Below are 19,791 nucleotides of genomic sequence, written 5' to 3'. Positions count from 1 at the left end.
CGGCGCGGCCGCTTGCGACGAGGCCTCGCATCCCGTATCGTGCGCAACAGTTTTGAAGGATTCCCGATGACCGCCACACCGCTTTACTGCGCCGAGCCTGCCCGCCTCGACGCCGCCCGCCGCCTGAGCGAACGCTTCGCCCTGCCCCTGATCAAGCAGCGCCCAGCCGACGGCTACTGGCTGGAGCTGGGCTCCGAGCGACTGGAATTGCTGACCACCGGCAAACACGGCGCGGTGTACGCCGAATTCGTCGAAGGCGCGGCTCGGCACCGCCGCGAACAAGGCGGCGGCCGTGGCCAGCCGGTGGCCAAGGCGGTGGGTTTGAAAGGGGCGAAGGATTTGCCCCACGTGGCGGACGCCACCGCCGGCCTGGGCCGCGACAGCTTCGTGCTGGCCACCCTGGGCTGCCGGGTGACGATGGTGGAGCGCTCGCCAGTGGCGGCGGCGCTATTGGCCGACGCGTTGGAGCGAGCGGAGCGCGACGAAGCCACCCGCGACATCGCCGCGCGGATGACGCTGGTGCACGCCAACTCACGCGACTGGCTGGCGGGATTATCGGCCGACCAGCGGCCGGATGTGGTCTTCGTCGATCCGATGTTCCCCGACACCGACAAGAAATCCGCCGCCGCCAAGAAAGACATGCAGGCCTTCCAGCACGTGATAGGCGACGACATGGACAGCGCCGAGCTGCTGGCCGCCGCCATAGCCGCCGCCAAGGTGCGGGTGGTTGTGAAACGGCCGCGCCTGGGCGCGGCCATCGCCGGCGTGAAGCCGTCGGCGGTGCTGGACGGCAAATCCACCCGCTTCGACCTCTACGTGATCAAGGCGCTGGCCTCAGGCTGAGTGTACGGAGCGGCTGTCCGTCGGCGCCTGCCCGCGCTCGTTCATGCCGTAATCGCGCAGCACCGCCGCCACCCGCAGCCGATAGTCGGCGAACACGCCTCCCCTTCCCGCGGCCTGCGCCATCCGGTGCGACTCCAGATTGCGCCAGGCGGCAAGCGCCGCCTCGTCCCGCCAGAACGACAGCGACAGCAGCTTGTCCGGCTGATTCAGGCTCTGGAAACGCTCGATGGAGACAAAACCGTCCATCGTCCGCAGCTGCTCCGCCAACCGCGCCGCCCATTGCAGATAGGCCCCGCGCCCGCCCTCGGCCAGCGTCGCCTCGAATATCACCGCGATCATGCTCGTTCTCCCGCGCCGAAGCGGCGCATCCTGACATTGGGCGGCCCCTGGAAAACGATGCCGCCGCCCAAGGCCCGCCAATCCGGACGGCTCTCTTCCAACGCGTCCAGCGCGCCCCGGGCGATGGCCAAGGCCTGCGCCTCCCCCGGACAAGCGTGCCGGCCGCGGCCGAAATCCATGGCCTCGCCCGGCGCTGCCGGGTCATGCGCGGCGGCGGCCAACAACACCAGCACCTGGTCGCCGGCCCGCAAGGTCTGGCCGGCCAGCGTCGCATCCGCCTCGACGAAGCGCCGGGTGTGGTGCAACACCGGATCCTGCCGCAAACGCGCGCGCCACTCGCCGGGATCGGCATGGTTCCATTCGCCCAGGCAACGCCAGGCGATGCCGGCCGACAGCAGCCCCGCGCCGGCATCGCGGCTCTGGAACAGGATGCCGAGCAGATTGGCGCATAAGACGGCAGCGTCGAGACCGGCAAACTCGGCGCGCCAGCGCCTCAGCCCCCCCTCGGCCGGCAGCGCGGCGAGATCGGCAAGCAAGGTCCCGCAAGCCTCCGCGCCCCGTTCGCGCGCAACGGCGTCGGCATCGGCCGCCAAGGCCCGGCACACCCGCGCGATCCCTGCCGCCGCCTCTGCCAGCGCGGCTTCCTGCCACCCCAACAGCGAAGCCAGCGTGGCGACCGGCAGGAAATCGACCAAGCTGTCCAAGCGGCGGCCATCGACCGCTCCAGCCGTCAGGAAAGCCCACGCCAGCCGCCGCGCCGTCTGCTCCGCCTCATTGCAGGGCAAGGCCGCCAAGCCCTCGCCCACCGCCGTCCGCAAGCGGGCATGCGCGTCGCCCTCGCTCATCCGCAGCCAGCGGCCGAACACCTCTCCCAGCGGCGACCCGGCGATGCCCGCCGGCACCGGTTCCCGCGCCGGCCGCACCCGGCAGACGGGGCTGCCCAGCACCGCACCCACCGCCCGGCGCGAGGCGGCCAGCCACAATCCCAGCTTCGCGTCGCGCCGCCAGCCATCCTCGGCCAGCGCCCGGTAATAAGGATAAGGATCGGGATGGCTGGCGGCGGCCAGCGCATGCTCCGGCCAGCCGTTCATGCCTCGCCTCTCAGATACTGCCGCCGCACGCCGTCGACGCAGCGCGCGCGGGAGCTGGCCGCGCGCTCATGCGGCGCGAACCATGCCTCGGCCTCATCCAGCAGGTCCACCGCGCGGCGCAGCAAGGCCAGCTCGGGCTCCGGCAACGCCGGCCGGGTCTGACGCTCGGTCAGCCGGTCGATCAAGGCCACCATCGCGCCCTTGGCCGCGATCTGCTCCGCCCGCCCGTGGCGGGTGCAGACGCCGTAGGTGCCGGCCAGGAAATGCGCCCACTCTTCATCCAAACCGCCAATTGATTCGACCGTGGGCAGCCCTTGCTCCGCCAGACGCGCCAGTTCCGCCCGGTAGCGCCGCTCAAAACGCGTGCGCAGCGTCGCCGCGTCGGCATGCTCGGCCTCGATCAGCCACTCGGCCATCGCCTGCGGATACCAAGCCAACTCTCCGTCCAGCGCCTGCTCGCCGAAATAAGACGTGACGGCGCCGGCACAGCGCACCTTGTAAGAAGGCAGGGGCGCGCAGCCCTCGCTCTGCAACGCCGCCAGCCGCCCCGGCGCCAGGCCGCAGCGGAACAGCAGCTGCGGCTCGCTCAAGAAATAGGTGTGTAGATAATCCAGCAGGGCTCGCATGGCTCAACTCCTTGGCATGTCGTTCGAATGTCCGTATCGTAGCCGGCGAACTGCCACAATGTTTCACGCTGGAGTGAACCATGACCGACACCCATCTCCCCGACATCAGCCGCCTAGCCAGCCTGCTGGCCGATCCCGGCCGCGCCCTCATGCTGCTGTTGATGCTGGACGGCCGCAGCTACCCAGCCAGCGAACTGGCGCAGCACGCCGGCCTCAGCGCCCAGGCCGCCAGCAACCACCTGGCCAAGCTGCTGCAAGGCGGCGCGGTCAAGGTGGAGCGGCATGGCCGCCATCGCTACTACCTGCTGGCCAACGCGGCCATCGCCCAGGCGCTGGAGGCGCTGAGCGCCGCCGCCCACGGCCACGATCTGGCCCGGCCGCGCGCGGCCAGCCGGGTCGCGCCGGAACTGCGGCTAGCGCGCACCTGCTACGACCACCTGGCCGGCAGGCTGGGCATCGCCATCGCCGACGCGATGCTGGAAAACGGATTGCTATTGCTGGATGAGGACAGGCAGTTCGCGGTGACGGCAGCCGGCCGCGGCTGGTTCGCCGCGACGCTGGCGGTGGACGCGCCGGCCGGCGGCAAGCGGCCGCTGGCGCGGGCCTGCCTGGACTGGAGCGAGCGGCGCCCGCACCTGGCCGGCGCCCTCGGCGCGGCATTGTGCCGGGAATTCCTGCGGCGGAACTGGGTGGAGCGGCGGCTGGACAGCCGCTCGCTGCGCGTCACGCCGGCCGGGCAAGCCTTCCTGCGAGAGCAGTGGGGCATCCGGCCGGAAACGCTGATTGAATAGACGCTACGGCAGACTCAGGCGGTCAGCCGCTCGGCAAAGCCTTCCGGAATGGCGGGGCGGCCGCGCTCGTTGATCGCGGTGCCGATCACCAGGCCATCCAGCACCACCTTGCCGTCGGACTCGCGCACCACCTGCTGGCGGAAGCCGAAGCGCACTTTGGACACCGCTTCGAAAGCCACGGTGACGGCGAAAACGTCGCCGCTGGTCAGCGAGGCCTTGTAGTCCATCTCCGAGCGCACCACCACCAGGTTGATCTTGTCGCGCGCCAGTTGGGCGAAGTCTATGCCCTTGGCCAGCAGAAACTCGTGCCGGGCGTGCTCCAGATAATTGAAATAGACGCCGTTGTTGACAATGCCCTGCATGTCGCACTCGTAGTCGCGCACTTTGAATTCAACGGAAAAGACTGACATCAAGCGGTTCCCTGTTTCGAAACGATGAAGCGCCCGCCGCGGCGGACAAGCCGCTTGGACGCCGACGATGGCAGGGAGTTTCTCAGATAGGCGCCCAGGGAACCAGCGCAGCCACCCGCTTTCAGCGCTTGGAGGGCGACGGCGGCGGCGCGACCCGCCGCCATTCCACCTTGGGCGGCGCCTGCAGCGCGGTGCGGCCCAGCAGCCAGGCCAGCCAGTTTTCATTGCCGGAGAAAATCATGACAGCCTCCTCCAGCCATGGTGGCGCAAGCGCTGCTCGACCGCGGTGGCGGAGCGGCGGCAGGCCAGCACCGGGATGCCCAGCGCGGCGGCGCGGTCGCGGTAATGCCGCATCACGTTGTGGCCGAGAAAATCGGTGAGCAGGATCAACACGTCCGGCCGGCCGGGCAGCGCTGCCTTGCGCTGATGCGCGACGTTGCGGCCGCAGATGTGGCGGGCGATGCGGATGTCGTACAGGCTCAGCACCTCGGGAATATTGCCCAGGCTATCGGCTCCCACCAGCAGCGCTTCCATCTTGCCTCCTTGCCGCTTCGCGCGGAATCGGGTGATGGTTTGACTGTAAAGCGGCCTCCTAATCTCTCAAAGTAATAATAAATTTTATTTCAATATCAATTTGATATATAGATGACATGAAAGGTCAGACTGCTAGACAGGCCCCGACAAACCCGTTACCCTGCCCGCCCCGCGCAGCCGCGCATAAGCCACTGATTTGTCTATACAAATGAATGCCGTTGTTCTAGCCGTGGGCGCCATGCTCACCCTGACCCTGCTGCGCACCCATGTCGTCATCAGCCTGCTGATCGGCGCCTTGGTCGGCGGCCTCGCCGGCGGACTGTCGCTGCCCGCCACCCTCGCCGCCTTCAACCAGGGCATCACCGGCGGCGCTTCGGTGGCGCTGTCCTACGCCTTGCTGGGCGCCTTCGCCGTCGCCATCGCCAAGTCCGGCCTGCCCCACGCGATGGCCGACCTGGCGGTGAAGAAGCTGGAGCACGCCAGCGCCCACCGCAAGCTGAAATGGACGCTGATCGGGCTGCTGGGCTGCGTCAGCGTCGCCAGCCAGAACCTGGTGCCCATCCACATCGCCTTCATCCCGATGCTGATCCCGCCGCTGCTGTACGTGATGGCGCGGCTGCAGCTGGACCGCCGGCTGGTGGCCTGCGTGATCACCTTCGGCCTGGTGACGCCCTACATGGTGTTCCCGGTGGGCTTCGGCGACATCTACCTGAAGCAGATCCTGCTGGGCAACGCCGCCAAGGCCGGCATGGACACCTCGGGCATCAACGTGATGCACGCGATGGCGATTCCGGCGCTGGGCATGGTGGCGGGCCTGCTGTCGGCGGTGTTCGTCAGCTACCGCAAGCCGCGCCGCTACTCGCTGGGCAAGATCGAAAACGCCGAGCGCACCCACGCCCGCGTCAGCCGCAAGTCGCTGGCCACCGCCTTCGCCGCCATCGTCGCCGCGTTCTCGGTGCAGCTGTACACCGACTCGATGATCATGGGCGCGCTGTCGGGCTTCCTGTTGTTCCTCGCTGCCGGCGTGGTCAAGTGGAAGGACGCCGACGGCGTGTTCAACGAGGGCATGAAGATGATGGCGATGGTGGGCTTCACCATGATCACCGCCCAGGGCTTCGCCGAAGTGCTGCGCGCCAGCGGCGAGATCGCGCCGCTGGTCAAGGCCGGCGCGGCGCTGTTCGAGGGTCAGCGCTCGCTTGCGGCGCTGGCGATGCTGGCCATCGGCATGACGGTGACGCTGGGCATAGGCTCGTCGTTCTCCACCGTGCCCATCCTCACCGCCATCTACGTGCCGCTGTGCGCCCACCTGGGCTTCTCGCCGATGGCCACCGTGGCCATCATCGGCACCGCGGGCGCGCTGGGCGACGCCGGCTCGCCCGCGTCGGATTCGACGATGGGCCCGACCTCGGGCCTGAATCTGGATGGCCAGCACGACCACATCCGCGACACGGTGATCCCCACCTTCCTGCACTTCAATCTGCCGCTGATGACCGCCGGCTGGATCGCGGCGATGGTGTTGTAGAATGGCGGGCATGAACACCGAAAACGAAAACCGCGTCGAGGCGCTGGAAGTGCGCCTCGCCTTCCAGGACGAGCTACTGGACGCGCTGAACGCCACCGTCGCGCGCCAGCAGAAGGAAATCGACCTGCTGCAACAGCAAATCCGCCTGCTGTACCAGCAGTTCAGGAGCGCGCAGCCGGACGACGGCCCCGGCGGCTCGCCGCGGGACGAGATTCCGCCGCACTACTGACCCGCCTCCCGGCGCTCAAGATGCCGGCCGGCGCATCCCGCGCCGCCGGCGGCCATCCGCCTGCCCTCTCCCCCTGACGCGTGCCGCCGCATGCCAACGGCGGACACGCCTTCCTCCCGCCTTATCGGAAAAACAGGTTTGCAAATACGAAATCATGCAGACAAATGCGTCGATATACCTGCTTTTATAGGATATCTGCCGACATAAATCGGCTGGCCGCAATCCCAGTATCCGCGCCCGGCCGCCAACGGTAGGCTGGTCTCACTTTCCGCCGCCTCTGCGGCCACTACCCTGAAACGGAGACCTTCCATGACCGCGACACGCCCCCCCGCCTTCTGCTGTTGACCAACCCAAAGCAGGAGTATCCGACATGGCACACAGCATCGCAGTGAACGTTCCCGCCAGGCAGGAAATCGAAGCCGCCGACGGCGTCGTCAAACAGCTGAAGGAGTATCAGTCGAAAAACTGGGCGATCGGCCTGAACGGCGACAACCTGGCGCCGGACAACTTCCTGGCCTTCTTCACCGAGCGCCAGCTGCCGTTCGCCTACTACGTCCGCGCGCAGGGCGTCAGCGTCGGCGAGTCGTCGGCCTATCAGATCAACATCGACACGCTGAACCACTACGTCGCGCTGATCCGCAGCTCCGAGGGCATCGCCGTGCACGGCGCGATCACGCAGCTGAACCACTACAAGGCCAATAATTGGGCGATCGGCCTGAACGGCAGCACGCTGCAGCCGGACGACTTCCTGCCCTTCTTCGATACCCGCGGCGTGGCGTTCGCCTACTACGTGCGCAGCGGCAGCGTCGAACTGGGCACCCCGGCCGCCTACGACAACAATATCCGGGCGCTGCAACAGTACCTGGACAATCTGTAAGCCCCCAGCCTCCCGCCCCGCCGGCTCCCGCCGCGGGGCGGCCCGCTTTGCTTCAGTTCCGCTTGCGCCGCCGCGACACCGTCGCCTCGATGTTCTTGCGGCCGATCAGCTTGACCGGCTCCGGCATCGCCGGCTTTTCCGCCTCGCCCAGCCATTTGTACATCACCAGGCAGTCGACCAGCCCGTGCGCCGGGTGGCGGTAGGCCCGCGGCAGCCGGCCGACGACGTCGAAGCCCAGCTTCTGCCACAACGCCACCGCCGCCGCGTTGGTGGCCACCACGCTGTTGAACTGCAGCGCCAGAAATCCCCGCTCCCGCGCGCGTTGCTGCGAATGCTCGCACATCGCGCGGGCCACGCCCTTGCCGCGCGCCGCCGGCGCCACCATGTAGCCGCAATTGCCGACATGGCCGCCGGGCCCGGCGGCGTTGGCCTTGAGGAAATAGCTGCCCAGCAACTGGCCATCCTCTTCCGCCAGCCAGGTTTCCAGCGGCGCCTCGCACCACAGCCGGCGCGCCGCCTCCTGGTCCATGTCCGGATCGAAAGCGTAGGTTTCGCGGGCGGCCACCACTTCGCGGAACACCGGCCAGAACGCCGCGAAATCCCGCGGCTCCATCAATCTGATCTGCATCTTGTCTTTCCGATTCTCGATACTCAAGGCGTGGGCTGCGGCTTGCTGCCGGGCCGGCTCATGCCGCCGGACAGCAGGCTGGCGCCGGCGATCAACGCGCCGCCCAGCCACTCCTGCAGCGACATTTTCTCGCCGGCCAGCAGATAGGCCGACACCGCGGCGAACACCAGCTCCATCAGCATCAGCGTCATCGCCTGGGTGGCCGGCATGATGGACAGGCCGTACTGCGACACCACGCTGGTGCACAGCAGCACCACGCCCAAAATCGACAATACCAGCCAGCTCTCGGCCGGGATCTCCAGCATCCTGGGGAGATCGCCGCTCTGCAGCAAGCTGAACGCGCCGATCAGCGCCACGCCGAACCACACCGTCGCCGATTTCACCGGCACCGGGATGCCGTGCGAGCGGCGGCTGATCACATTGCCCAGCGCAAAGGCCATGCCGCCCGACAGCGCCAGCCACTCGTAGCGGTGGGTCAGCGGCAGCTCGCCGGCGAACAGCTCCGGCCGGTAGATGAACACACCACAGCCCAGCAGCGACAACCCCACCACCGCCCAGCCCCGGCCGGTCAGGTGCTCGTGCAGCAGCAGCCGCGACCATAGCGCGGTCCACAGCGGCGACAGGTAGAACAGCAGCAGCACCCGCATCACATGGCCTTCGGCCACCGCCATCGTGTAGCTGAAATTGCACCAGCCGAACAACAGTGTCAGCAGCACCAGCACCGGCTCGAAATGGAACTGACGCCGGTACACTTTGAAGAACAGCGTCAGGCCGGCGGCGATGGTGACCAGATAGGTGGCCAGCGAGGCCATGGGCACGCTGACGCCCTGGGCGTTGAGGCTGCGGAACGGGTACCACATCAGCCCCCACACCAACGCGGTGGTGAGGATGCCGGAGGTAGCGACGATTTTTTGTTTTACAGGTGTCATGGCTGTTCTTAAGATGGTCGATTGCCTGTGCCGAATTTCCAATGGAGACGCCGCTTTGAATCCCCGCCTGGACCAATTGCACCCCTACCCGTTCCAGCGCCTGGCGACGCTGCTGGCCGACGCCAAGCCGCCAGCGGCATTGCCGCACATCAGCCTGGCGATGGGCGAGCCCAAGCATCCGGCGCCGCAACTAGTGAAGGACGCGCTGTGCGCGAATCTCGCCGGCCTGTCCGGCTACCCGGCGACGCAAGGCACTCCGGCGCTGCGCCAGGCCTGCGCCGACTGGGCCGAGCGCCGCTACGGCGCGAAGCTGGATCCGGCGGGCGAAGTGCTGCCGGTCAACGGCAGCCGCGAGGCGCTGTTCTCGCTGACCCAGTGCCTGATCGACGCCGGCGGCGCGGCCAAACCGGTAGTGGTGTCTCCCAATCCCTTTTACCAGATTTACGAGGGCGCGGCACTGCTGGCCGGCGCCGAGCTCCATTACCTGAATTGCGAAGCGACGAACCGCTTCCAGCCGGATTGGGACGGCGTGCCGGCGGACGTATGGCGGCGCGCGCAGCTGGTGATCGTCTGCAGCCCCGGCAACCCCACCGGCGCGGTGATGGACCTGGCCGCCTGGGACCAGCTGTTCGCGCTGTCAGACCGCTACGGCTTCGTGATCGCCAGCGACGAGTGCTATTCCGAGATCTATTTCGACGCGCCGCCGCTGGGCGGCCTGTCCGCCGCCCGCGCGCTCGGCCGCAGCCTGGAACGGCTGGTGATGCTGACCAGCCTGTCCAAGCGCTCCAATGTGCCTGGCATGCGCTCCGGCTTCGTCGCCGGCGACGCGGCGGTGCTGAAGCAGTTTCTGCTGTACCGCACCTACCACGGCAGCGCGATGAGCCTGACCGTGCAGGCGGCGAGCGTCGCCGCCTGGAACGACGAGGCTCACGTCGAGTCCAACCGGGCCGCCTACGCCGCCAAATTCGCTGCGGTGTTGCCGCTGCTGCAGCCGGTTCTCGAGGTGGAGATGCCGGAAGCCGGCTTCTACCTGTGGGCCAGGGTACCGGACGGCGACGACGTGGCCTTCGCCCGCGCGCTGTTCGAGCAGCGGCACGTGACCGTGCTGCCGGGCAGTTTCCTCGCCCGCGACACCCACGGCGCCAACCCCGGCCGCGGCTACGTGCGCATCGCGTTGGTGGCCGAGCAGGCCGAATGCGTGGCCGCCGCGCAAAGGATTGTAGAATTCATCCAGACCCAGAGCGCCGCAATGCCGGCGTGACGCTCCGCCACAGGACCCAGAATCACAGATGACGACTTCGATTCACATTGCCAAAGGACTGAACCAGATGCATCCGATCCAAAGCCTGATCGAACAGGCATTCGAAAACCGCGCTGAAATCACCCCCGCCACCGTGTCGCCGGAACTGAAGGCCGCCATTGAGCAGGTCGTGACGGAACTGGACAACGGCCATCTGCGCGTCGCCGAGAAGCAAGGCGGCGACTGGGTGGTGAACCAATGGGTGAAGAAGGCGGTGCTGCTGTCCTTCCGCATCCGCGACAACGCGATGCAGGACGACGGCGTCAATCGCTACTTCGACAAAGTCGACACCAAGTTCGCCGACTGGAACCAGGCCCGCTTCCAGGAAGCCGGCTTCCGCGTGGTGCCGGGCGCGGTGGCGCGCAAGGGCAGCTTCATCGCCAAGAACACCGTGCTGATGCCGTCCTACGTCAATATCGGCGCCTACGTCGACGAAGGCGCGATGGTGGACACCTGGGCCACCGTCGGCTCCTGCGCCCAGATCGGCAAGAACGTGCACCTGTCCGGCGGCGTCGGCATCGGCGGCGTGCTGGAGCCGCTGCAAGCCAACCCCACCATCATCGAGGACAACTGCTTCATCGGCGCGCGCTCGGAAATCGTCGAGGGCGTGATCGTCGGCGAAGGCTCGGTGATCTCGATGGGCGTCTACATCGGCCAGTCCACCAAGATCTACGACCGCGAAACCGGCGAAGTGATGTACGGCCGCGTGCCGCCGGGCTCGGTGGTGGTGTCCGGCAACCTGCCGTCCAAGGACGGCAGCCACAGCCTGTACTGCGCGGTGATCGTCAAGAAAGTGGACGCGCAAACCCGCAGCAAGACCAGCATCAACGAGCTGCTGCGCGGCGTGTGATCCCGATCCAAGACGCCTCCCGGCGTCTTTGCGCCGGCCGCGAACCGATCCCCGGTCGCGGCCGGTGTGCCATTATGGCAACACCCCTGCCCCTGTCGCGATGACATGGGCATCAAATTGCGGCGATTTTGCACACCGTAACATAGCGAGATTTGGCGCAAAGTCGCCAACGCTATAAAATCCAGCTATTCGAGACCGGATAGTACGCTACCATAAACCGCGGCCGGCCAGATTCGCTCCGCAAGCGAAACAGGTTGAATTTCGCCGCCGCTACAGGGTCAGACAACCGATCCCTCTTTCAAGCTGTTTGGAATTTTTGTGTCCACAGACCATTTCATCGAATTCAGGAACGTCAGCTTCGCCTACGGCGATCGGCCCATCCTGAAGAACCTTACTCTCAGCGTGCCGCGCGGCAAGCTGGTCGCCATCATGGGCGGCAGCGGCAGCGGCAAGACCACGCTGCTGCGGCTGATCTCCGGTCAGATTCGCCCGCAGTCGGGCGAAGTGCTGGTCGACGGCCGCGACATCGCGCGGATGAGCCAGTCCGAGCTGTATCAGCACCGCCGCCGCATGGGCATGCTGTTCCAGTTCGGCGCGCTGTTCACCGACTTGTCGGTCGCCGACAACGTCGCCTTCCCGCTGCGCGAGCACACCAAGCTGCCGGAAAGCATGATCCAGGATCTCGTCACCATGAAGCTGGAGGCGGTGGGCCTGCGCGGCACCCAAAAGCTGATGCCGGCCGAGCTGTCCGGCGGCATGGCGCGCCGCGTCGCGCTGGCGCGCGCGATCGCGCTCGACCCGCAGCTGATGCTGTACGACGAGCCCTTCACCGGCCTGGACCCGATCTCGCTGGGCGTGATCGCGCTGTTGGTCAAGAAGCTGAACGACGCGCTGGGCACCACCGCGGTGATGGTGACGCACGACGTGCACCAGTCGCTGGCCATCGTCGACCACGTGCTGTTCGTCGCCAATGGCCAGATCATCGCCCAGGGCTCGCCGGACGAAGTCCGCGCGTCCGACTCCCCGTGGGTGAAGCAGTTCATCAACGGCGAGGCCGATGGCCCGGTGCACTACAACTTCCCCGCCGCCACCTCGCTGGCGGCGGACCTGGGTCTGCAAGGAGGCGGGCATGCTTGATTTTCTGACCTCGCCGCTGCGCCGCCTCGGCCACGCCACCATCAACGCTGTCTGGCGGCTGGGCTTCGCCGCCCGCTTCCTGGCCGCCATCCTGCTCAACAGCGGCCAGAGCCTGCTGCGGCTGCAGATGACGATACGCGAGATCTACTTCGCCGGCGTGATGTCGCTGATCATCATCGTCGTCTCCGGCCTGTTCGTCGGCATGGTGCTGGGCCTGCAGGGCTACACCACGCTGGCCAAGTTCGGCTCCGCCGACGCGCTGGGCGCGATGGTGGCGCTGGCGCTGCTGCGCGAGCTGGGCCCGGTGCTGGCCGCGCTGCTGTTCGCCAGCCGCGCCGGCAGCGCGATGACCGCCGAAATCGGCCTGATGAAAACCACCGAGCAGCTGGACGCGATGAGCGTGATGGCGGTCAATCCTATGGCCCGCGTGATCGCCCCGCGCTTCTGGGCCGGCGTGATCTCCATGCCCATCCTGGCCGCGCTGTTCAATGTGGTCGGCATCTTCGGCGGCTATCTGGTCGGCGTGGTGATGATAGGCCTGGACGCCGGGACCTTCTGGTCGCAGATGCAGGGCAATGTGGACCTGCATTACGACGTGATCAACGGCATCATCAAAAGCCTGGTGTTCGGCATCGCCGTGACGCTGATCGCCGTGTTCGAAGGCTACGACGCCACCCCGACCGCCGCAGGCGTGTCGGCCGCCACCACCCGCACCGTGGTGACCTCGGCGCTGGTGATCTTGGCCTTGGATTTCGTGCTGACCGCCTTCATGTTCTAGGAATAAAACGAATGAAACGCTCTACCATTGATTTATGGGTCGGCATCTTTGTCGCCCTCGGCATCGCCGCCGTCGTCTTCCTGTCGCTGAAAGTGGCCAACCTGACGCCGCAGAGCGCGTCGCAAACCTATGTCGTCTACGCCGACTTCGACAACGTCGGCGGCCTGAAGGTGAAGGCGCCGGTCAAAGAAGCCGGCGTGCTGGTGGGCCGCGTGTCCGACATCCGCCTGGACCCGAAGACCTACCGCGCCCGCGTCGCGCTGAACATCGACAAGACCTACCAGCTCAGCGACGACGTCAGCGCCTCGATCCTGACCTCCGGCCTATTGGGCGAACAGTACATCGGCCTGCAGCAAGGCGGTTCGGAAACCAATCTGGCGCCCGGCGGCACCATCACCATCACTTCATCGGCGCTGGTGCTGGAACAGTTGATCGGTAAATTCATGACCGGATTTACCGGCAAAGACGCAAGCAAATAGCGTCGCAAGCGGGGCCAACCCTCCTCGCGGCACCGCGTGCCGCCCGACTAGTGAAAAATGGAATGTCGCAAATGAAGAAACTGCTTACCCTGTTCTGTCTGATGCTGGGCCTGTCCTCCACCCAGGTTCTGGCCGCCGCCGACAACCCGGTCGAGCTGATCAAGGACGGCTCGCGCCAAGTGCTGGACATCCTGAAGCAAGACAATGGCAAGAACACCAAGCAAGTGCGCCAGCAGGCCGAAGCCGTCGCCGTGCCGCTGTTCGACTTCCCGCGCATGACCGCGCTGGCGGTCGGCCTGGGCTGGCGCCAGGCGTCGCCGGATCAGCGCAATGAGCTGACCCAGCAATTCCAGACCCTGCTGGTGCGCACCTACTCCACCACCATGACCCGCTTCAAGACCGCCCAGGTCAACGTGCAGCCGAACCCGGTGCCCGGCGCCAACGGCAAGGACGTCACCGTGAAGTCCAGCGTCACCCTTCCGGGCAACGCCAATCCGGTGGCCGTCGACTACGTGCTGAACAAGGGCGACAAGGGCTGGAAGATCTACAACGTCAGCGTGGAAGGCGCCAGCCTGGTGACCGTGTACCGCAACAGCTTCAATGAGGAAATCCGCAAGAACGGCGTGGATGGCCTGATCAAGCTGCTGCAGGACAAGAACGCCGGCCCGGCATCCGCCGCTGCGGCCGCCAAGGGCAAGGGCTGATGCTGAACGCCACCACCCCCGGCGCGGCCAGCCTGTCCGGCCGCATCGACATGGCCAGCTGCGCCGGCTTGGCGCAGCCGCTGGCCCAGCTGGCGGCCCAGGGGCCGCTGCGGCTGGACCTGTCCGGCGTGGAAACCGCCGACTCCGCCGCGCTGGCGCTGCTGCTGTCGGCGCGCCGCGCCGCCGCCGCCGCCGGCCACCCGCTGACGCTGTCCGGCATCCCCGCCGGCCTCGCCACGCTGGCCGGCCTGTACAATCTCGAACCTTTGCTTCGCGCTGGAGACTGACCATGCGCCCCGCCAAACTCCTGGCCGCCGCCAGCCTGCTGGCTCTGGCAGGCTGCGCCAGCCATCCCACCACCGCCTACGACCCGTACGAGCCGTACAACCGCGCGATGTTCACGGTCAACGACAAGGCTGACCAGTGGGTGATCAAGCCGGTGGCCCAAGGCTACCAGGCTGTCGTGCCCTCACCCATTCGCACCGGGGTGAGCAACTTCTTCGACAACCTGAAGGATGTCTACAGCTTCGCCTTCAACGTCCTGCGCGCCGAGCCGGAAAAAGCCGCCAACGACTTCATGCGCGTGGCGATGAATACCGGCTTCGGCCTGTTCGGCCTGATCGACATCGCCGACCAGGCCGGACTGAAGAACAACAAGACCTCGCTGGGCGATGTCATGTCAGCCTGGGGCTGGAAGAACAGCAGCTATTTCGTGCTGCCCTTCTTCGGCCCTTCGACGGTGCGCGACAGCACCGGCCTCGCCACCTCGCTGGCTGGCCCGGGTCCGGAAAAGCTGGTCTACCACAACACCAACGAGGCCATCGCCTTCTATAGCGTCTATGGCGTCAATACCCGCGCCAAACTGCTGGGCGCCGACAATCTGCTGGATACCGCGGCAGTGGACCGCTACAGCTATACCCGTGACCTCTACATGCAGTACCGCGCCAAACAGCTGGGCCAGCCGGACCCGACCCAGCCGGTGGACAACTTCAATCTGGACGACCTGGTGAGCGGCGGCGACAGTTCCGCCCCGGCGGCAGAACGCAAAGCCGCGCCGGCGGAAGCGTCCGCGCCCGCGGCGGCCATCGCCGCTTCGGCCGCGCAATAAGCGCCCGCCTCGTCCCATGCCGCTGCCGTCCTCCGGACGGCGGCGTTTTTCTTTTTCAAAACACAGGAGCCGCCATGAGCCAATTGCCCGCCTGCCCGCAATGCGGATCGGAATACACCTATCAGGACGGCGCGCTGTTCGTATGCCCGGAGTGCGCGCATGAATGGAGCGACCAGCCCGCCGCCGCCGCTGAGGAACAACGCGTGGTGCGCGACGCTGTCGGCAACGTACTGCAGGACGGCGACAGCGTCACCGTGATCAAGGACCTGAAGGTCAAGGGATCGTCGCTAGTGGTCAAGGTCGGCACCAAGGTGAAGAACATCCGCCTGGTGGACGGCGACCATGACATCGACTGCAAGATAGACGGCATAGGCGCGATGGGCCTGAAGTCGGAATTCGTCAAGAAAGCCTGATCCGCGCGGCGGATACCGGCGATCGACGAAGGCGGCCCTCGGGCCGCCTTTTTTTCATCCCTTCTATACTCATGACAACTCCATCGCCAAGCGCCGACATCGATGATCCGCGTATTGTCCGGGCTATGCTCCTGCCTGTGGCTATGCCAGGCCGCCTCCCAGCCTCCCGCCGTCCGCTTGTGCCATGAGGACGCGCCATCCTATCCCTGGCTGCTGGAGAACGGCCGCGGCCTGAGCCAGATCATGATGGGCATGGTGGCCGACCGGCTCGGCATCGCCATCCAGACCGAAGCGCTGCCCTGGGTGCGCTGCATGGCCGAGGTCAAGGCCGGCCGCCTCGACGGCCTGTACAAGGTCAGCTACGCGCCGGAGCGGGTGGCGCTGGGCGAGTTTCCACTGAAACACGGCCAGCCCGACGCCGCGCTGCGCATGCTGACCGACAGCTATCATCTTTATCGCGCCAAAAACAGCCGCCTGGGTTGGGACGGCCGCCATATCACCCACGCGGACAAGGGCATCGCCGCCCAGACCGGTTTTTCCATCGTCGGCCAGTTGCAGCAATGGGATCTGCGGGTGGACAGCAGCTCGCGCAGCGCGGCGGTCATCCTGCGCAAGGTGCTGCTGGGCAGGGTGGACGGCGCGGCGCTGCAAAGCCGGGCGGCAGACGACGCCATCGCCGCCGACCCGTCGCTGCAGGGCAAGCTGGACAAGCTGGAGCCGCCGCTAGCGGTCAAACCCTATTACCTGATCTTCTCGCACGATTTCTACCTGCGCCAGCCGGCGCTGGCCCGGCGCATATGGGACGCCGTGGCCGAGGTGCGCGCCTCGCCGGCCTACGCCGCCGCCCGCCCCGGCCAGTGAGCGGCGGCGAACGCCGGCACTAGACAAAAAAACGCCGCGTCCCGAAGGCCCGCGGCGTTTTCCGTCATCAACGGCGCTGCGCTCAGCTGACGCGCTCGATCAGCGCGCCGACGGCGCCCAGCTTTTTCTCGATGTACTCGTAACCGCGGTCCAGGTGGTAGATGCGGTCGACGATGGTCTCGCCCTCGGCCACCAGGCCGGCGATCACCAGGCTGGCGGAGGCGCGCAGGTCGGTGGCCATCACGGTGGCGCCGGACAGCTTCTCCACGCCCTTGACGATGGCGGTGTTGCCTTCCACTTCGATGTTGGCGCCCATGCGGTTCAGTTCCGGCACGTGCATGAAGCGGTTTTCGAAGATGGTCTCGGTCACCACGCCAGCGCCCTCGGCCACGCAGTTCAGCGTCATCAGCTGCGCCTGCATGTCGGTCGGGAAGGCCGGGTACGGCAGCGTGCGGAAGTTGACAGCCTTGGGGCGCTGCTTCATGTCCAGAGAGATCCAGTCGTCGCCGCACTCGATCAGCGCGCCGGTTTCGCGCAGCTTGTCCAGCACCGCCTCCATGCTCTGAGGCGCGGCGTTCTTCAGCACCACATGGCCGCGGGTCATCGCGCCGGCCACCAGGAAGGTGCCGGCCTCGATGCGGTCCGGCATCACCGCGTACTCGGCGCCATGCAGCTTGTCCACGCCCTCGACCACCAGGCGGTCGGTGCCGATGCCGGAAATCTTGGCGCCCATCGCCACCAGGCAGTGGGCCAGGTCGGTCACTTCCGGCTCGCGGGCGGCGTTTTCCAGAATGGTGGTGCCCTCGGCCAGGGTGGCGGCCATCAGCAGGTTCTCGGTGCCGCCGACGGTCACCATGTCCATCACGATGCGGGCGCCGCGCAGGCGCTTGGCGCGCGCCTTGACGTAGCCGTGCTCGATCGACACCTCGGCGCCCATCGCCACCAGGCCCTTGATGTGCTGGTCTACCGGGCGGCTGCCGATCGCGCAGCCGCCGGGCAGCGACACGGTGGCTTCGCCGAAGCGCGCCAGCGTCGGACCCAGCACCAGAATGGACGCGCGCATGGTCTTCACCAGCTCGTACGGCGCCACCAGGCTGTCCAGCTGCGAAGCGGTGATCTCCACCTCGTGCACATTGTCGGTCATCACCCGCACGCCCATGCCCTGCAGCAGCTTCTGGGTGGTGGCGATGTCGCGCAGCATCGGCACGTTGGTGAAACGCATGGTGTCGCCGGTCAGGAGGCCGGCGCAGAGGATGGGCAGCGCGGCGTTCTTGGCGCCGGAGACGCGGATCTCGCCGTTCAGCGGGCCGTTGCCGATGATTTTCAGTTTATCCATGGTATTGCTTTCAGGCTTGCTGTTTGGCCCACTCGTCCGGCGTGGCCGCCTTGACGATGGAGAGCGCGTGGATTTCGTTGCTGGCCAGGCGGCTGGCTATCACTTCCTTCACCATGCGATGGCGGTCGATCAGGCGCTTGCCCTCGAAGGCGGCCGACACCACGGTGGCGTAAAAGTGGTGGCCGTCGCCCTCCACTTTCAGGAAAACACAGTCGAGGCCGGCCTCGATATATTGTTTGACTTGCTCAGGGGTCATCTTGATTGTCCGAATGGCGAATAGGGTTCAGTGGCGCAGCTTGTAGCCGGCGCGGATCATGCCCAGCGCCAGCGCGCACAGCAGCGCGAAGCTGCCGGCCGCCACGCCGGCCGACAGCCAGGGATTGACGTCGGCCTGGCCGAAGAAACCGTAGCGGAAACCGTCGATCATGTAGAACACCGGGTTGGCGTGCGACACGGCGTACCAGAACGGCGGCAGGCTGTGGATGGAATAGAACACGCCCGACAGGAAAGTCAGCGGCATGATCAAAAAGTTCTGGAAGGCGGCCAACTGGTCGAATTTTTCCGCCCAAATGCCGGCGATCACGCCCAGCGCGCCCAGCACGCCGCAGCCGAGCACCGCGAAGACCAGCGCCCACAGCGGCTGGGCCGGCAGCGGCAGGCCGAACCAGGCGGTGACGGCGAGCACGCCGGCGCCCACCGCCAGGCCGCGCACGATGGAAGCCAGCAGGTAGGCGAAGAAGAACTCGGCCGCGGTCAGCGGCGGCAGCAGCAAGAACACGATGTTGCCGGTGATCTTGGACTGGATCAGGCTGGACGAGCTGTTGGCGAAGGCGTTCTGCGCCATCGACATCATCGCCAGGCCCGGGATCAGGAAAGCGGTGTAGTCGACGCCGGGATAGGCCTCGACATGCTTGGACAGCACGTGGGCGAAGATCAGCTGGTACATCAGCGCGGTCAGCACCGGGGCCGCCACGGTCTGGAACGCCACTTTCCAGAAGCGCACCAGTTCCTTCTTGAACAGGGTGAAGAAGCCGGTCATGCCGCGCCTCCATTCATCATCTTGACGAACACGCTTTCCAGATCCGCCTCCACCACGTTCAGTTCGCGCACTTCCACGCCGGCCAGGCGCAGCTCGGCGAGCACGCCCTCCAGCTCCGACAGGTCGGCCAGCTGCAGCACCGCGCGGCCGTCGTCGTCGCGCAGCTTGCGCGGCAGCAGGCTGTCGGGCAGCGGGCCGGACAGCTTGACCGCCACTTCGCGGCGCGCGCTGTGCGCCAGCAGCTTGTCCTTGTTCTCCAGCGCCAGCAGCCTGCCCTTCTTCAGCATGGCGATGCGGCCGCACAGGGCCTCGGCTTCTTCCAGATAGTGGGTGGTCAGCACGATGGTGGTGCCGGCGCGGTTCAGCTCCTGGACGAAGGTCCACAGGCTCTGGCGCAGCTCGACGTCGACGCCGGCGGTGGGCTCGTCCAGCACCACCACGGGCGGGCGGTGCACCAGCGCCTGCGCCACCATCACCCGCCGCTTCATGCCGCCGGACAGCGCGCGCATATTGCTGTCGGCCTTGTCGGCCAGGCCCAGCTTGAACAGGAGCTCGTCGATCCAGGCCTCGTTGCGGGCCAGGCCGAAGTAGCCGGACTGAAAGCGCAGCGTCTCGCGCACCGACAGGAAGGGATCGAACACCAGTTCCTGCGGCACCACGCCGAGCGCGCGCCGCGCGTCGCGAAAGTCGCGCACCACGTCGCGGCCCATCACCCTGATGCTGCCGCTGTCGGGACGGGCCAGGCCGGCCAGCGCCGAGATCAGCGTGGTCTTGCCGGCGCCGTTGGGGCCGAGCAAGGCGAAGAATTCGCCGGGCTCGACAGCGAAGCTCACCCGGTCCAGCGCCTGCAGCTGGCCGTAGCGCTTGCTGACGGCCTCGATTTCGATTGCGTGGGACATGAAAACCATGGGGCCACCAAGGCGATGCCGTCCGGATGAACGCGCGCTAGTGGCTTGAGAAAAAAGCG

At 66.8% G+C, this 19,791-nt stretch carries 26 protein-coding genes; 15 read left to right on the top strand and 11 right to left on the bottom strand.

The window, feature by feature from the left end:
- Positions 1-66: 66 nt before the first annotated feature.
- Positions 67-843: a class I SAM-dependent methyltransferase gene (locus tag VA599_RS22160; protein ID WP_021476338.1), complete on the top strand. Its 777-nt coding sequence runs from the start codon at positions 67-69 to the stop codon at positions 841-843.
- On the opposite strand, the gene VA599_RS22155 is transcribed toward VA599_RS22160, so the two are convergent.
- Genes VA599_RS22155 through VA599_RS22145 form a run of 3 tightly spaced genes read right to left on the bottom strand, consistent with a single transcriptional unit; the run spans position 835 to position 2,899 of the window.
- The gene (locus VA599_RS22155) at positions 835-1,182 is read right to left on the bottom strand and encodes an antibiotic biosynthesis monooxygenase family protein (protein ID WP_021476339.1); all 348 of its coding nucleotides are present in this window, start codon (positions 1,180-1,182) and stop codon (positions 835-837) included. The genes VA599_RS22160 and VA599_RS22155 overlap by 9 nt on opposite strands.
- Complete coding sequence (locus VA599_RS22150; RefSeq protein WP_346790680.1) at positions 1,179-2,273, bottom strand: cytochrome P450 family protein; 1,095 nt, start codon at positions 2,271-2,273, stop codon at positions 1,179-1,181. Before VA599_RS22150 ends, VA599_RS22155 begins: the two co-directional genes overlap by 4 nt.
- Positions 2,270-2,899 carry a DUF6058 family natural product biosynthesis protein gene (locus tag VA599_RS22145; protein WP_346790679.1) on the bottom strand — a complete coding sequence of 210 codons (630 nt, stop codon included), beginning with the start codon at positions 2,897-2,899 and terminating at the stop codon, positions 2,270-2,272. The genes VA599_RS22150 and VA599_RS22145 overlap by 4 nt, the downstream gene beginning before the upstream one ends.
- Positions 2,900-2,979: 80 nt before the next feature.
- Here VA599_RS22145 and VA599_RS22140 point away from each other — a divergent pair, with 80 nt between their 5' ends.
- Positions 2,980-3,690, top strand: a complete 711-nt coding sequence (locus VA599_RS22140) for an ArsR/SmtB family transcription factor (protein WP_346790678.1) — start codon at positions 2,980-2,982, stop codon at positions 3,688-3,690.
- Positions 3,691-3,704: 14 nt separating this feature from the next.
- Here the strand turns inward: VA599_RS22140 and VA599_RS22135 are convergent, their stop codons facing one another.
- Together VA599_RS22135 and VA599_RS22130 are read right to left on the bottom strand one after the other, a co-directional pair.
- Positions 3,705-4,100 (bottom strand): acyl-CoA thioesterase, encoded by a 396-nt coding sequence (locus tag VA599_RS22135; protein WP_346790677.1) that lies wholly within the window; start codon positions 4,098-4,100, stop codon positions 3,705-3,707.
- A gap of 237 nt (positions 4,101-4,337) precedes the next feature.
- Positions 4,338-4,634, bottom strand: coding sequence for a DUF2325 domain-containing protein (locus VA599_RS22130; RefSeq protein ID WP_021475592.1), 297 nt, complete (start codon positions 4,632-4,634; stop codon positions 4,338-4,340).
- 208 nt (positions 4,635-4,842) lie between these two features.
- Here VA599_RS22130 and VA599_RS22125 point away from each other — a divergent pair, with 208 nt between their 5' ends.
- The 3 genes from VA599_RS22125 to VA599_RS22115 all read left to right on the top strand — a co-directional run bounded on the left by VA599_RS22125 (position 4,843) and on the right by VA599_RS22115 (position 7,262).
- Positions 4,843-6,156, top strand: coding sequence for a Na+/H+ antiporter family protein (locus VA599_RS22125; RefSeq protein WP_031295653.1), 1,314 nt, complete (start codon positions 4,843-4,845; stop codon positions 6,154-6,156).
- A gap of 1 nt (position 6,157) precedes the next feature.
- Positions 6,158-6,385, top strand: coding sequence for a SlyX family protein (locus tag VA599_RS22120; RefSeq protein ID WP_021475590.1), 228 nt, complete (start codon positions 6,158-6,160; stop codon positions 6,383-6,385).
- A 370-nt stretch (positions 6,386-6,755) separates the two neighbouring features.
- Positions 6,756-7,262 carry a hypothetical protein gene (locus VA599_RS22115; protein WP_346790676.1) on the top strand — a complete coding sequence of 169 codons (507 nt, stop codon included), beginning with the start codon at positions 6,756-6,758 and terminating at the stop codon, positions 7,260-7,262.
- A gap of 52 nt (positions 7,263-7,314) precedes the next feature.
- Here VA599_RS22115 and VA599_RS22110 read toward each other — a convergent pair whose 3' ends face one another.
- Together VA599_RS22110 and VA599_RS22105 are read right to left on the bottom strand one after the other, a co-directional pair.
- Positions 7,315-7,890: a GNAT family N-acetyltransferase gene (locus VA599_RS22110; protein WP_234004466.1), complete on the bottom strand. Its 576-nt coding sequence runs from the start codon at positions 7,888-7,890 to the stop codon at positions 7,315-7,317.
- A gap of 23 nt (positions 7,891-7,913) precedes the next feature.
- Positions 7,914-8,819, bottom strand: a complete 906-nt coding sequence (locus tag VA599_RS22105) for a DMT family transporter (RefSeq protein WP_031295651.1) — start codon at positions 8,817-8,819, stop codon at positions 7,914-7,916.
- A gap of 55 nt (positions 8,820-8,874) precedes the next feature.
- On the opposite strand from VA599_RS22105, the gene dapC reads away from it, so the two are divergent.
- From dapC to VA599_RS22055, 10 genes are all read left to right on the top strand, one after another.
- On the top strand, positions 8,875-10,080 hold the full coding sequence (gene dapC / locus VA599_RS22100; protein WP_346790675.1) for a succinyldiaminopimelate transaminase: 1,206 nt from the start codon (positions 8,875-8,877) through the stop codon (positions 10,078-10,080).
- Positions 10,081-10,147: 67 nt separating this feature from the next.
- A complete protein-coding gene (dapD, locus tag VA599_RS22095) occupies positions 10,148-10,969 on the top strand; it encodes a 2,3,4,5-tetrahydropyridine-2,6-dicarboxylate N-succinyltransferase (RefSeq protein ID WP_346790674.1) in 822 nt (273 codons plus the stop codon).
- A 318-nt stretch (positions 10,970-11,287) separates the two neighbouring features.
- On the top strand, positions 11,288-12,106 hold the full coding sequence (locus VA599_RS22090) for an ABC transporter ATP-binding protein (RefSeq protein ID WP_231155063.1): 819 nt from the start codon (positions 11,288-11,290) through the stop codon (positions 12,104-12,106).
- Positions 12,099-12,884, top strand: a complete 786-nt coding sequence (gene mlaE, locus VA599_RS22085; RefSeq protein WP_346790672.1) for a lipid asymmetry maintenance ABC transporter permease subunit MlaE — start codon at positions 12,099-12,101, stop codon at positions 12,882-12,884. Before VA599_RS22090 ends, mlaE begins: the two co-directional genes overlap by 8 nt.
- Positions 12,885-12,895: 11 nt before the next feature.
- The gene (gene mlaD / locus VA599_RS22080) at positions 12,896-13,363 is read left to right on the top strand and encodes an outer membrane lipid asymmetry maintenance protein MlaD (RefSeq protein ID WP_021475582.1); all 468 of its coding nucleotides are present in this window, start codon (positions 12,896-12,898) and stop codon (positions 13,361-13,363) included.
- Between the two features lie 71 nt (positions 13,364-13,434).
- On the top strand, positions 13,435-14,067 hold the full coding sequence (locus VA599_RS22075; RefSeq protein ID WP_346790671.1) for an MlaC/ttg2D family ABC transporter substrate-binding protein: 633 nt from the start codon (positions 13,435-13,437) through the stop codon (positions 14,065-14,067).
- Complete coding sequence (locus tag VA599_RS22070) at positions 14,067-14,354, top strand: STAS domain-containing protein (RefSeq protein ID WP_104945627.1); 288 nt, start codon at positions 14,067-14,069, stop codon at positions 14,352-14,354. The genes VA599_RS22075 and VA599_RS22070 overlap by 1 nt, the downstream gene beginning before the upstream one ends.
- Before the next feature lie 2 nt (positions 14,355-14,356).
- Positions 14,357-15,175, top strand: coding sequence for an MlaA family lipoprotein (locus tag VA599_RS22065; protein WP_346790670.1), 819 nt, complete (start codon positions 14,357-14,359; stop codon positions 15,173-15,175).
- A gap of 74 nt (positions 15,176-15,249) precedes the next feature.
- Positions 15,250-15,588 carry a zinc ribbon domain-containing protein YjdM gene (locus VA599_RS22060; RefSeq protein WP_021475023.1) on the top strand — a complete coding sequence of 113 codons (339 nt, stop codon included), beginning with the start codon at positions 15,250-15,252 and terminating at the stop codon, positions 15,586-15,588.
- A 102-nt stretch (positions 15,589-15,690) separates the two neighbouring features.
- Positions 15,691-16,449, top strand: a complete 759-nt coding sequence (locus VA599_RS22055) for a transporter substrate-binding domain-containing protein (RefSeq protein ID WP_346790669.1) — start codon at positions 15,691-15,693, stop codon at positions 16,447-16,449.
- Positions 16,450-16,531: 82 nt separating this feature from the next.
- Here the strand turns inward: VA599_RS22055 and murA are convergent, their stop codons facing one another.
- Genes murA through VA599_RS22035 form a run of 4 tightly spaced genes read right to left on the bottom strand, consistent with a single transcriptional unit; the run spans position 16,532 to position 19,723 of the window.
- Positions 16,532-17,785: a UDP-N-acetylglucosamine 1-carboxyvinyltransferase gene (gene murA / locus VA599_RS22050; RefSeq protein ID WP_021475025.1), complete on the bottom strand. Its 1,254-nt coding sequence runs from the start codon at positions 17,783-17,785 to the stop codon at positions 16,532-16,534.
- Positions 17,786-17,795: 10 nt separating this feature from the next.
- Positions 17,796-18,041, bottom strand: coding sequence for a BolA family protein (locus VA599_RS22045; RefSeq protein ID WP_021475026.1), 246 nt, complete (start codon positions 18,039-18,041; stop codon positions 17,796-17,798).
- Between the two features lie 27 nt (positions 18,042-18,068).
- Positions 18,069-18,824 carry an ABC transporter permease gene (locus tag VA599_RS22040; protein WP_070980157.1) on the bottom strand — a complete coding sequence of 252 codons (756 nt, stop codon included), beginning with the start codon at positions 18,822-18,824 and terminating at the stop codon, positions 18,069-18,071.
- Positions 18,821-19,723 (bottom strand): ABC transporter ATP-binding protein, encoded by a 903-nt coding sequence (locus VA599_RS22035; RefSeq protein WP_104948002.1) that lies wholly within the window; start codon positions 19,721-19,723, stop codon positions 18,821-18,823. The genes VA599_RS22040 and VA599_RS22035 overlap by 4 nt, the downstream gene beginning before the upstream one ends.
- Between the last annotated feature and the right edge of the window lie 68 nt (positions 19,724-19,791).

The sequence above is a fragment of the Chromobacterium indicum genome, from assembly GCF_039708975.1.
Lineage (GTDB): Bacteria > Pseudomonadota > Gammaproteobacteria > Burkholderiales > Chromobacteriaceae > Chromobacterium > Chromobacterium piscinae.
Note: the sequence above shows the minus strand (reverse complement) of the source record. Positions and strands in the feature narration are given on the sequence as shown.